Consider the following 11,296-nt stretch of genomic DNA (forward strand, 5'->3'; position numbering starts at 1 on the left):
CATGGACATCATGGGAGCTTTCCAGGTTTCCTTCGCCCAGTTGATCGGGCCGTCGGCAATCTTCTACGCGCTGCTGGCAATCGGGCTGAACCTGCACTTCGGCTACGCCGGACTGCTCAACTTCGGTCAGATCGGTTTTGCCCTTCTCGGCGGCTACGGCGTCGGAATCATGACCGTGACCTACGACCAGCCGCTCTGGCTCGGCATCCTCGTCGGACTCACCGCGGCCGGTCTTCTCGCGCTCGTGCTCGGTATTCCGACGCTGCGTCTGCGCGCCGACTATCTCGCCATCGTCACCATCGCGGCTTCGGAGATCCTGCGTCTGATCTTCCGCTCGACCGCGTCGGATTCGGTGACCGGTTCCACCAACGGCCTGTTCGGTTTCGCAGATCCGTTCACCGCACTGAGCCCGTTCGACTCGGCCAAGCAGTACTCGTTTCTCGGCGTGAAGTTCTACGGAGACGATCTCTGGTCCATGGTCGTCGGCTGGACCCTGGTCCTGATCTTGTGCGGATTTGTCTACCTGTTGACGCACAGCCCATGGGGGCGTGTCCTCAAGGCGGTTCGTGAAGACGAGGATGCGGCGCGATCGCTGGGCAAGAACGTCTTCGTGTACAAGATGCAGGCCCTGGTTCTCGGCGGCGTGATCGGTGGTCTGGCTGGTGTTTTCAACGCCCTCCAGACCAAGTCCATCAACCCGGACTTCTACTCGACCGCGCAGACGTTCTTTGCATTCGGCGCACTGATTCTGGGCGGGGCGGCAACGGTTTTCGGCCCGGTAGTGGGCGCAATGTTGTTCTGGTTCCTCCTCGCGATTCCCGACGCTTTGTTGCGTCAGGCGATCTCCGGCGAAAATCCGCTGCTCTCGCTGACCGAACAACAGGTCGGAGCCACCCGGTACGTCTTGCTCGGATTGATGATCGCTCTTCTGATGGTCTTCAGACCGCAGGGAATACTGGGTAACAAGCGGGAGGTGCAACTCAATGCTTGACGCCGATACCAGAGCACAGATCTTTGCCGACGTTCCTCATCTTCCGGGATCGGCAAAACCCGACCCGGTACTGATCGCGGACAACGTCTCGCGCACGTTCGGCGGCCTCAAAGCCGTCGATGTCGGCCACCTCGAAATTCAACGCGGGTGCATCACGGGTCTGATCGGCCCCAACGGCGCCGGGAAAACCACCCTCTTCAACCTCCTCACCGGTTTCGACCGGCCTGACACCGGTACGTGGTCGATGGACGGTCAATCGCTGGGCCGCATGTATCCCCACCAGGTAGCCAGGAAAGGAGTGGTACGGACGTTCCAGTTGACCAAGGCGCTGTCCAAACTCACGGTGCTGGACAACGTACGTCTGGGCGCCACCGGTCAACGAGGTGAACGCATCTTCGCCTCGCTTGTCCCGTGGATCTGGAAGGGTCAGGAACGCGAGATCACCGAGCGCGCGAACGAACTCCTCGCGCGTTTCAAACTCGACACGAAAGCTGACGACCTCGCCGGTTCCCTCTCCGGCGGACAGCGCAAACTGCTCGAAATGGCTCGCGCACTCATGACCTCGCCCTCGGTGGTGATGCTCGACGAACCCATGGCAGGCGTGAATCCCGCTCTGACGCAAAGCCTGCTCGGTCACATCAAGTCATTGCGCGACGACGGAATGACGGTCGTCTTCGTCGAGCACGACATGGACGTGATCCGAGACATCAGCGACTGGGTGGTGGTCATGGCACAGGGCAGCGTCATCGCCGAGTCCACTCCGGACGAACTCTCGTCCAACACAGCTGTCGTCGACGCGTATCTGGGCAGCCACCACGACCAGGCCCTCGAGTTCGACGACGACGGAAATCCGGTGGGCGAGACGGCCGTTCTGGCAGCCGCCCTGGCAGAAGCCGAGGTCGAAACCCTCGAGGCGGGCGGTGACCTCTCGGAACCCGACATCGACAATCTCCCGGCCGATCTCGCCGCGACGCTGGAATCGAGTCCCGAGGAATCGCGCGGAAGGCACGAGAAGCCATGAGCGAGAACCAAGCACGTTCACTCACGCCCGCAGAGTTCGCCGCGACAGCGCAAGAGCATCAACGACTGTCGGCAGGTGCACTGCTCCGCGCCGACAGCCTCGTCGCCGGCTACATTCCCGGCGTCAACATCCTGCGTGAGTGCAACTTCTTCCTGAAGGAGGGAGAAATCGTCGGAATCATCGGACCGAACGGCGCAGGCAAGTCGACACTCCTGAAGTCACTGTTCGGTTTGATACCGGTTCGCGAAGGATCGGTCACTCTCCGTGAGGACGACATCACGTCCGCGCCCGCTCACGTCCTCGTGCAGAAGGGAGTCGGGTACGTCCCCCAGACACAGAACGTCTTTCAGACTCTGACTATCGAAGAAAACCTCGAGATGGGAATTTATCTGCGACCCAAGGCATTCGCAGAGCGATTCGCCTTCGTGAGTCAATTGTTCCCACTCCTGAGTGAACGACGAAAGGTGAAGGCCGGCGCACTCTCGGGCGGCGAACGTCAGATGGTCGCGATGGGCCGGGCTTTGATGATGGATCCGTCGGTCCTGCTCCTCGACGAACCGTCCGCGGGCCTGTCCCCGATGTTCCAGGACGAGGTGTTCATCCGTTGCAAGAAGATCAATGCTGCGGGTGTCTCGGTCATCATGGTCGAACAGAACGCGCGCCGCTGCCTTCAGATCTGCGATCGCGGCTACGTACTCGATCAGGGCAAGAACGCGTACACCGATACCGGCGCCAATCTGATGAACGATCCCAAGGTGATCGAGCTGTATCTGGGAACGCTCGCCGGGAGCAAAGAGAAGTAGGCACGACATGAGAATGGGCCAGGGTCTCGCGACCCTGGCCCATTCTCGTCGACTGCTTACTTGCCTACGACTTACTTGCCCACCACCACGAATCCTTCTGTGGTCAGCGTGTTCTCAGGGCCGAACTTGAGCTTTCCGTACGAACCGATGGACGGCTCGCCCGAATCGTTGAAGTCCAACTCACCGGTGATGCCGTCGTAGTCGATGTCGGTACCCGCCTTCACCAACGGCAAGCACTCCACGTAGGACGTGCACTTGGTGCCACCTTCGGTGACGCTGTTGATGTTCGCCGCGATGTCCGTGCCCGCCGTCGACTTCGCCTGCTCGGCAGCAAGTGCCGAGATCACCACCGCGTCGTACGACTCTCCGGCGTAGTTGAAGTCGATCAGAGAGGGGTTGACCGCCTTCAGACGATCTTGGAAGGCAGCTCCGACATCCGTCAGCGGCGTCGTTCCCTGCATCGTGTCGAGCAACGGCTTCGCCACGGATTCTCCGAGCGCGTTACCCATGTTGCCGTCGACGCCGTACATCGCCATTCCGTCCGACGGTCCGATGCCCACCTCGTGCATTCGCGTGATGATCTTCGCCGACTCCTCGAAGCCCACCAATGCAACAGCATCCGGATTGAAGTTCTTGACCTGATCGACTTCGGAGTTGAACGACTGCGCGTTCGGGTCGTAGATGATCTTCTCGATCTGATCTGAGGGGACACCCGAATCGATCAGATTCTTTTCGATGTTGTCGGCCAGACCCGTCCCGTACGGGTCGTTGAGAGCCATGATGGCTACGCGCTGACCACCGTCGTCCGAAATGAGCTGTGCGACGGCCTGAGCCTGCAGTACGTCCGTCGGAGCGGTGCGGAAGTACATGCCCTTGTCGGGATAGCAGACGAACTGGTCCGACGTGTTGGCAGGAGAGAACATCACGACGCCCGCGCTGGCGATCTTGTCGATCACCTTGAGCGAGACCGACGACGACGCGGCGCCGACGATCACCTGAGTGCCTGCCGCCAATTCGCGGTCGACGGTGGAGTTGGCGGTGTCCGTCGTGGTGTCACCCGAATCGCCAGGGATCAGTTGGACGGGTTGGCCGAGAACGCCTCCAGCGGCATTGACATCGTTGACGCCGAGCTGGGTGCCTGCAACCATCGGCGGCCCGAGGAACGACAAGCTGCCGGTGTCGGGAAGAAGCGTGCCGATGCGCAGCGCTTCCGTGGACGGGGTGGCGCCGGCCTTGGCCTGCTCCGGGGTGCAATCGGTCGTGACGGATGTCGTCGCGGCGGAAGCGCCGGACGTAGAGCCGCTCAACGACGAGTCATCCGACTTGTCCGAGCTACAGCCTGCAAGTGCCAGTGATGCCGCGCCGAGAACTGCAGCAGTACGCACAAGTGTTCGTCTAGCCATCCCACGCTCCTAAGATCAGCCGGTGCTCGCGCCACCCGAACTGGCGCTCGCTGTGGGATCAGACGCTAGACCTTGGAACCGTTTCGCGATCCTTCAAGAAAGCCCTGTGACCTGACTGTTATCTGAAGGCGCACAGTGTTTACACGGCCGTAGCGCTGCGCGGCGTTTCGACGGTCGACGCAGCAGCCGAAACTCGGACACTTTGCTCAAGCGTCCGGTTCGCCGCCCAGAGTTTCGAGTACGACCTGTGCGACGGCCTTCATCGTGGAGCGCCGGTCCATCGCGGCGCGCTGAATCCACTTGAACGCCTCGGGTTCGGTGAGCGCTTGGCGAACCATCAGAACACTCTTGGCGCGCTCGATGAGCTTGCGTGCTTCCAGTCGGTCGGACAGATCGGCGACCTCACGCTCGAGCGCGGTCACCTCTCGGAAGCGACTGACCGCCAATTCGACGGCAGGCACCAAGTCACTGATGGAGAACGGCTTGACCAAGTAGGCCATGGCGCCGGCATCGCGTGCGCGCTCGACCAACTCGCGCTGACTGAACGCTGTGAGAATGACAACAGGAGCGATGCGCTTGGCGGCAATCTCCGAAGCCGCGTCGATGCCGTCCCTCCTGGGCATCTTCACGTCCATGATGACCAGATCGGGCCTGAGTGACTCGGCCAACTCGACCGCCACCTGTCCGTCACCGGCCTCGCCGACGACGTCGTAGCCCTCTTCGCGGAGCATCTCGACCAGATCCATGCGGATCAACGCCTCGTCTTCAGCGACGACAACACGACGGGGTGCGAGTTGATTGCCTTGCGGCTGCGGCGAATTCATGGCCACCATCCTCCTCCATCGAACCGCCCCGACACGAGACGCGAACGATTAGAGGGTACCGGTGTTTGACATTGAAATCGCATCTTCTAATGTAGTCATCGCAACAAGCCCTCGTATCCCAATTGGCAGAGGAAACGGATTCAAAACCCGTCCAGTGTGAGTTCGAGTCTCACCGAGGGCACCACTGCAGCAGCCGGCCGTACCGCAAGGTTTCGGCATTCGGCTGTACCCCGGATCAACCGCCGCTAGGTTCGATCCATGAACGGTCGCCGGTTGATTGCTCTGCTCGGAACCATGTCTTGTATCTGCCTGCTCACCGGATGTCAGACAGACGACGAATCCGACACTGCCGGCGGATCTTCCACCCAGGTCGTCTCTTCCACCCAGGTCCTCCTCGACGCTGCAACACGGACCGGCACCCTTCAGGTCGGCCCTCGCCCGATCGAGGCCGCGTCCACCGATATCTCCACACTTCCCTCATTGCCCAGCGACACAGCGATCGCTTCACCGAATCCACCCGTCGACGTGACCGCGATCGACGTGACCGATCACGATGGTTTCACCCGCATCACCTATCGCTTCGACGGCGACGGACCGGTGTTCTGGAAAACCGAATACGTCAGTGAAGCAATCCGAGCGGGAGACAGCACAGTCGTAGATGTCGGTAGTCGATCGATACTTCAGGTCGATCTGATGGGAGTCCGGTCGCATCCGAGTCTTGTCTCGGCTCCCCTCGACGTCACAAACATCACCCGCATGGAGAGTGCCGGTACGAACGATACGATCCTGCAGTCGTTTATCGGCACTCTCCACACCCGGCCGGCGTACACGGTGTCGACATCCGATTCCCCGTCCCAGCTGACTATCGACATCCCCGCAGCCGACAACTGACCCTCGATACCCAATTACGCGCTCAGCTCAGCCATTCCAGCGCAGCTGCGGTCAACGCGGCGATTCCGTTGTCGAGGGTCGGCTGGATCACCGGGGCGTACCGCGGTGAGTGGTTCGATGCAATGTCCTCCCCGACGGTTCCCGCTGTTGCGGCCTTCAGGTAGGCCTCGGGATCCGCACCGCCGAGGAGCCAGTACACCAGCGGCGCTCCGGCCGCGTCGGCGAGGATCCCGACGTCTTCACTCCCGGTGACCGGTCCAGGATCGATGACGCCGTGTTCCCCGAATACGCCCCTGAATGCAGCGCTCACGCGATCGCAGGCCGCGCCGTCGTTGATCAACACCGGAAACGACTCTTGTGCAATCAGTTCGGGCTCACGGACGGCGCCCGATGCCTGCGCCTCTGCGCGGACGATTCGGTGCACCGCGTCCAATACCCGGGTTCGGACGTCCGGTTCGACGGTCCGAATGCTCAGACCGAACTCGGCATGATCAGCGATGATGTTGTTCTTCGTACCTGCGTGAAACTGGCCCACTGTCAGTACACCTGTGTCACTGCCGGCAATCTCGCGGGAGACCACCGTCTGCAACCGCATCACTGCCGATGCCGCCATGACGATCGGATCGATCGTGGTCTCGGGCCGCGATCCGTGCCCGCCCCTCCCGAACATCCGCACCAGCATGCTGTCAGCCGCAGCGAATGCTGCCCCGGAATGCAATCCGACGATTCCCGCCGGTGCCGGTGCAACGTGTTGGCCGAGAACCACATCAGGTTTGGGAATGAGTTCGTACAACCCGTCGTCGACCATCGCCTGCGCGCCGGCACCGAGTTCCTCTGCGGGCTGGAACACGACCTCGAGCGTGCCCGACCACGAGTCGACGGTTTCACTGAGGATCCGAGCGGCGCCGAGCAACGCAACAACATGCATGTCGTGCCCGCACGCGTGCATGATCGGAACGTCGTTGCCCTCCTTGTCGGTTCCTCGCTCCGTGCTTGCATAATCGAGACCGGTGACTTCCTCGACCGGCAATGCGTCCATGTCCGCCCGAAGCAGAACGGTTGCGCTAATGCTCTTTCGGAGGCTACTGCTGTTTCGGAGAACGCCTACTACTCCGGTTCCGCCGACTCCGGAATGAACCTCGAAGCCGAGGTCTCGCAATCGATCCGCGACGATTCCGGCGGTCCGATGCTCCGCGAACGACAACTCGGGGTGCGCGTGCAGATCTTTGTACAGATCTACGAGTGAAGCGCTGACATCACCGATTCGGTCCACCACGTTTGTCATGATTCTCACTGTATGCCCGAACCTCAGTCGCCCGAACTGCCGCGGCGAGAGTTTGTTCCAGCAGTACTGCAACCGTCATGGGGCCGACACCACCCGGCACCGGTGTGATTGCACCGGCGCGAGTGAGCGCGGCGCCGTACTCCACGTCGCCGACGTTGCCCGCGTTGTACCCCGCATCGATCACTACTGCCCCGGACTTGATCCACGAACCTTTGACGAGTTCCGGCACGCCGACGGCAGCAATGACGACGTCCGCCGTACCGACGTGAGCGGCCAGGTCGACGGTTCGCGAATGGCAGTACGTCACGGTTGCGTCCCGACGCAGGAGGAGCATTCCCATCGGCAATCCGAGGATGGGGCTTCTGCCCACTACAACGGCATGCTTTCCGGCGAGTTCGACGCCTGTGGCGTCGAGGAGGCGCAGGATGCCACTCGGCGTACACGATTCGAATCCACCTCCGGACAACGCCATTGCCGCAAAAGATGCCGAAGTGACGCCGTCGACGTCCTTGTCGGCCGAGATGGCGTCGAACGCAGCCCGTTCGTCGATGTGGCCTGGCACCGGGTGTTGCAGCAGTATGCCGTCGATCGAAGGGTCCGCCGACAACGCTCTCAGCACGTCGACTAGTTCTTCAGTGGTTGTACTCACCGGGAGTTCGACCGTCCGCGACGTCATTCCGACGACGACAGACCGTTTGGCCTTCATCTGCACATAGGCCTTCGAGGCCGGGTCCGCTCCCGCGATAACCGCTGCCAGGCAAGGAACGTGCTCGGTCTCATCACGAAACTGCCTCGTGCGCAGTGACAAGTCCGCGAGCGCAGCATCGGCAATTGCGCGTCCGTCGATCATTCGAGCCACCACGTTCCGGTTGGGCAGATTTTCGGTAGACATGAATCCCCCTTCACACAAGATGTGTGAAGCACCCAGGCGGTCGATGCCTCGCGATGTGCACTCCCCGGTGGTCATTCCCACCCGCGCCAGTCGTGCGCGGTCAGCGTACCGCGCGGTTGTTTCACCGCCACGAAACGCATCGAGAACGCCGCTCTCAAAACGAGACAAATCGACATAACCTATCAATAGGTAACGATCTGACCTGCAGTTATTCCATCCTGTGCAATTAGATGGCACGATGGGGGCAACCGCACGGGCACCAAGCATTGGAGGCACCGATGGACAACGGCAAGATAAACCTGACCTATGACGGTCGGGTGTCACTGAGCTTCCAACTGGCGATTCCGCACGCACCGGACAAGGTCTGGAAAGTGATAACGGAACGCGAGTACCTCGACGCCTGGTTCCCGGCGGACGTCGATTTCGATCTCACTCCCGGCGCAGATCTGCTGTTCAAGGTGACGCCGGAACAGGTCGAGCGTTTCGGACTACCCGCAGATCACGTGACACGTGGCACGGTCATCAGCGTCCACCCACACCGAATTCTCGAATTCCTCTGGGACGCAGACACTCTGCACTGGGAGCTGGCTCCGGACGGCACCGGCGGCTGTTGGCTGACCCTCACCCACACGATGGAAGACGAAGAGTCCGCGTACGCCCATGCCGCGGGCTGGCACGCGGGCTTGGAAGTTGTTGCGGCCCAACTCGATGGACGCGAAGTCGACTGGTCTCCGTGGGACCGCGCCGACGAACTCTCACCGCAGTATCGCAAGTCGGCCTGAACCTGGGCCCGAGCACATTCTCGGACCCGCTTCTCACTCCCCCTTGCGCGGGAAGTGCCTGATCATTCCTTCTTGAACCACTGTTGCCAACAGCAGTCCTTCCACCGAGAAATACCGTCCAGTCGCCAGACCACGAGAACCTGCAGCGACGGGCGATTCGGTCGCGTACAGGACCCAATCGCTGAATCGGAAAGGACGGTGGAACCAGATCGAGTGGTTGACCGTCGCCGCGACGATACGATCATGACCCCAGGACAATCCATGAGTGGTCAGAATCGAATCGAGCACAGTGGTGTCCGACGAATATGCAAGCGTCGCAGCGTGTACGAGTGAATCATCCGGAAGATCACCGTCGGGGCGCATCCACACCCGATTGTGGTTGAGTTTCTCACCGGTGCCCTTGAGGATCCACGCCGGATCGTTGGCGTACCTCATGTCGATCGGCTTGAGCGCCGCACTGAAATGCGGCAGTTTTTCCTCGTACCCCACCAGATGATCGCCGATCGGCGGCAGTGAATCCGGAAGCGGGACATCCGGGATCTCGACGGCGTGGTCGAGCCCCTTGCCGGAGTCCTGGAACGCCGCGAGCATCACGAACAATTCGTTCTCACCCTGATACGCCGTCACCTGACGGTTGGCGAAAGCCCGCCCGTCACGATGACGCTCCACCCGATACTCGATGGGCGCCTTGACATCTCCACCCCGAATGAAATGGGCGTTGACGGCATGGATGGGGCGCTCACCGTCGACGGTCCGTCCGGCGGCCATCAGTGCCTGAGACACCAACTGACCGCCGAACGTCCGCGAACCTACTTGCTCGGGGTGGTGTCCACGGAACGCGTCGTCACCGATCTGCTCCAGATCCAACAGACCGAGGAGAGTACCGAGGTCGGTGGACGCATTCGCGTGGGTCACTCAGTGGTCCTCTTCGCCGATGCGGTGGACGTGAATGAGGTTGGTGGAGCCGACGGTTCCCGGAGGGGACCCGGCAACGATGACCACGAGGTCGCCCTTGACGTACCGCCCGAGCGAGAGCAAAGCATTGTCGACCTGACGCACCATTTCGTCGGTGGTGGCCACCGCATCGACCAGGAACGTCTCGGTTCCCCACGTCAGCGTCAGCTGACTGCGTACTGCGGGCAACGGTGTGAAGGCGAGCAGCGGCAGCGGAGTGTGCAGGCGAGCCAGTCGTCGCACCGTGTCACCGGACTGTGTGAATGCAACCAATGCCTTGGCGTCCAGACGTTCGCCGATGTCACGTGCTGCGTACGAGATGACACCGCGCTTGGTGCGCGGGACGTGAGTCAGGGGTGGGACTCGGGTCGATTCGTTCTCGACGGCTTCGACGATGCGGGCCATGGTGCGAACGGTTTCCATGACGTACTTGCCCACCGAAGTCTCACCCGAGAGCATGACAGCATCCGCGCCGTCGAGGACGGCGTTGGCAACGTCGGATGCCTCTGCACGGGTCGGACGCGAGTTCTCGATCATCGACTCGAGCATCTGCGTGGCGACGATGACCGGCTTCGCGTTCTCACGAGCAATCTGGATTGCGCGCTTCTGGACGAGCGGGACCTGCTCGAGCGGCAACTCGACACCGAGGTCACCGCGGGCGACCATGACGGCGTCGAATGCGAGCACGATGGCTTCGAGATTGTCGATGGCCTCGGGCTTCTCGAGCTTCGCGATGACGGGAACGCGGCGCCCGACTCGATCCATGATGGCGTGAACCAATTCGACGTCCGCGGGTGAGCGAACGAAGGACAGTGCAATGAAGTCGACGCCCAGCTTGAGGGCGAACTCGAGGTCGGCGATGTCCTTGCCCGACAGGGCAGGAACGGAGACGTTCATGCCAGGCAGCGAGAGGCCCTTGTTGTTGCTGACGGGACCGCCTTCGGTGACCCGACAGACGACGTCGTTACCGTCGATGGAAGTGACGACCAGGCCGACCTTTCCGTCGTCGACCAGCAGTCGGTCGCCGGCCTTGGCGTCGCGCGCCAATTCCTTGTACGTGGTCCCGACGCGATCGTGTGTTCCCTCGACGTCGTCAACGGTGATTCGAACCTCTTCACCGTTGGCCCAGGTGGTCCGCTCGTCCTTGAATCGGCCGAGGCGAATCTTGGGCCCCTGGAGGTCGGCGAGAACACCGACGGCCTTTCCGGTGGCGTCCGACGCGGCGCGGACGCGAATGTAGTTTTCTTCGTGATCGGCATGCTCGCCGTGGCTGAAGTTGAGGCGAGCCACGTCCATGCCGCTCTCCACGAGCTCACGGATGCGGTCGCCAGAAGCTGTCGCAGGTCCAAGTGTGCATACAATTTTTGTCCGTCGGTTCACGGCTCGAGCCTAGTCGCTACCCCACCGCACTTCTATCCGGCATTTGTGACGTGCACTTTCTGTTCTTACT

11 protein-coding genes and 1 tRNA gene are annotated in these 11,296 nt (G+C 61.5%); 6 read left to right on the forward strand and 6 right to left on the reverse strand.

Features of this window, described 5'->3' with window-relative positions:
- The first annotated feature begins 1 nt into the window (after position 1).
- The 3 genes from ACFQ6Y_RS29650 to ACFQ6Y_RS29660 are packed head-to-tail and all read left to right on the forward strand — an operon-like array spanning position 2 to position 2,815.
- The gene (locus ACFQ6Y_RS29650) at positions 2 to 991 is read left to right on the forward strand and encodes a branched-chain amino acid ABC transporter permease (RefSeq protein WP_003944088.1); all 990 of its coding nucleotides are present in this window, start codon (positions 2 to 4) and stop codon (positions 989 to 991) included.
- A complete protein-coding gene (locus ACFQ6Y_RS29655; protein ID WP_378640306.1) occupies positions 984 to 2,012 on the forward strand; it encodes an ABC transporter ATP-binding protein in 1,029 nt (342 codons plus the stop codon). Before ACFQ6Y_RS29650 ends, ACFQ6Y_RS29655 begins: the two co-directional genes overlap by 8 nt.
- Positions 2,009 to 2,815, forward strand: a complete 807-nt coding sequence (locus ACFQ6Y_RS29660) for an ABC transporter ATP-binding protein (protein ID WP_378539713.1) — start codon at positions 2,009 to 2,011, stop codon at positions 2,813 to 2,815. Before ACFQ6Y_RS29655 ends, ACFQ6Y_RS29660 begins: the two co-directional genes overlap by 4 nt.
- A gap of 71 nt (positions 2,816 to 2,886) precedes the next feature.
- Here ACFQ6Y_RS29660 and ACFQ6Y_RS29665 read toward each other — a convergent pair whose 3' ends face one another.
- The gene (locus tag ACFQ6Y_RS29665) at positions 2,887 to 4,218 is read right to left on the reverse strand and encodes an ABC transporter substrate-binding protein (RefSeq protein WP_378640309.1); all 1,332 of its coding nucleotides are present in this window, start codon (positions 4,216 to 4,218) and stop codon (positions 2,887 to 2,889) included.
- A gap of 206 nt (positions 4,219 to 4,424) precedes the next feature.
- Positions 4,425 to 5,051: an ANTAR domain-containing response regulator gene (locus tag ACFQ6Y_RS29670; RefSeq protein WP_095973349.1), complete on the reverse strand. Its 627-nt coding sequence runs from the start codon at positions 5,049 to 5,051 to the stop codon at positions 4,425 to 4,427.
- 98 nt (positions 5,052 to 5,149) lie between these two features.
- Here ACFQ6Y_RS29670 and ACFQ6Y_RS29675 point away from each other — a divergent pair.
- Positions 5,150 to 5,226: transfer RNA gene (locus ACFQ6Y_RS29675), tRNA-Leu, on the forward strand.
- Positions 5,227 to 5,300: 74 nt separating this feature from the next.
- Positions 5,301 to 5,933: a hypothetical protein gene (locus tag ACFQ6Y_RS29680; protein ID WP_378640312.1), complete on the forward strand. Its 633-nt coding sequence runs from the start codon at positions 5,301 to 5,303 to the stop codon at positions 5,931 to 5,933.
- A gap of 22 nt (positions 5,934 to 5,955) precedes the next feature.
- On the opposite strand, the gene ACFQ6Y_RS29685 is transcribed toward ACFQ6Y_RS29680, so the two are convergent.
- Both ACFQ6Y_RS29685 and ACFQ6Y_RS29690 read right to left on the reverse strand, forming a co-directional pair.
- A complete protein-coding gene (locus ACFQ6Y_RS29685) occupies positions 5,956 to 7,218 on the reverse strand; it encodes an amidohydrolase (RefSeq protein WP_378640314.1) in 1,263 nt (420 codons plus the stop codon).
- Positions 7,190 to 8,110 carry a bifunctional 5,10-methylenetetrahydrofolate dehydrogenase/5,10-methenyltetrahydrofolate cyclohydrolase gene (locus tag ACFQ6Y_RS29690; RefSeq protein ID WP_378640316.1) on the reverse strand — a complete coding sequence of 307 codons (921 nt, stop codon included), beginning with the start codon at positions 8,108 to 8,110 and terminating at the stop codon, positions 7,190 to 7,192. The genes ACFQ6Y_RS29685 and ACFQ6Y_RS29690 overlap by 29 nt, the downstream gene beginning before the upstream one ends.
- Before the next feature lie 278 nt (positions 8,111 to 8,388).
- Between ACFQ6Y_RS29690 and ACFQ6Y_RS29695 the strand changes: the two genes are divergently transcribed.
- Positions 8,389 to 8,892 (forward strand): SRPBCC domain-containing protein, encoded by a 504-nt coding sequence (locus tag ACFQ6Y_RS29695; RefSeq protein WP_042923025.1) that lies wholly within the window; start codon positions 8,389 to 8,391, stop codon positions 8,890 to 8,892.
- Between the two features lie 33 nt (positions 8,893 to 8,925).
- Here ACFQ6Y_RS29695 and ACFQ6Y_RS29700 read toward each other — a convergent pair whose 3' ends face one another.
- On the reverse strand, positions 8,926 to 9,807 hold the full coding sequence (locus tag ACFQ6Y_RS29700; RefSeq protein WP_378640320.1) for an acyl-CoA thioesterase: 882 nt from the start codon (positions 9,805 to 9,807) through the stop codon (positions 8,926 to 8,928).
- Positions 9,808 to 11,226 carry a pyruvate kinase gene (pyk, locus tag ACFQ6Y_RS29705; protein WP_214890328.1) on the reverse strand — a complete coding sequence of 473 codons (1,419 nt, stop codon included), beginning with the start codon at positions 11,224 to 11,226 and terminating at the stop codon, positions 9,808 to 9,810.
- Between the last annotated feature and the right edge of the window lie 70 nt (positions 11,227 to 11,296).

This window comes from Rhodococcus sp. NPDC056516 (genome assembly GCF_042794655.1).
Classification (GTDB): Bacteria; Actinomycetota; Actinomycetes; order Mycobacteriales; family Mycobacteriaceae; genus Rhodococcus_F.

Coding starts and splice junctions, on each gene's coding strand:
- ACFQ6Y_RS29685 (WP_378640314.1), bottom strand. CDS start 7,218: ATGACAAACGTGGTGGACCGAATCGGTGATGTCAGCGCTTCACTCGTA.
- ACFQ6Y_RS29690 (WP_378640316.1), bottom strand. CDS start 8,110: ATGTCTACCGAAAATCTGCCCAACCGGAACGTGGTGGCTCGAATGATC.
- ACFQ6Y_RS29665 (WP_378640309.1), bottom strand. CDS start 4,218: ATGGCTAGACGAACACTTGTGCGTACTGCTGCAGTTCTCGGCGCGGCA.
- ACFQ6Y_RS29680 (WP_378640312.1), top strand. CDS start 5,301: ATGAACGGTCGCCGGTTGATTGCTCTGCTCGGAACCATGTCTTGTATC.
- ACFQ6Y_RS29670 (WP_095973349.1), bottom strand. CDS start 5,051: ATGGTGGCCATGAATTCGCCGCAGCCGCAAGGCAATCAACTCGCACCC.
- ACFQ6Y_RS29650 (WP_003944088.1), top strand. CDS start 2: ATGGACATCATGGGAGCTTTCCAGGTTTCCTTCGCCCAGTTGATCGGG.
- ACFQ6Y_RS29695 (WP_042923025.1), top strand. CDS start 8,389: ATGGACAACGGCAAGATAAACCTGACCTATGACGGTCGGGTGTCACTG.
- ACFQ6Y_RS29655 (WP_378640306.1), top strand. CDS start 984: ATGCTTGACGCCGATACCAGAGCACAGATCTTTGCCGACGTTCCTCAT.
- ACFQ6Y_RS29660 (WP_378539713.1), top strand. CDS start 2,009: ATGAGCGAGAACCAAGCACGTTCACTCACGCCCGCAGAGTTCGCCGCG.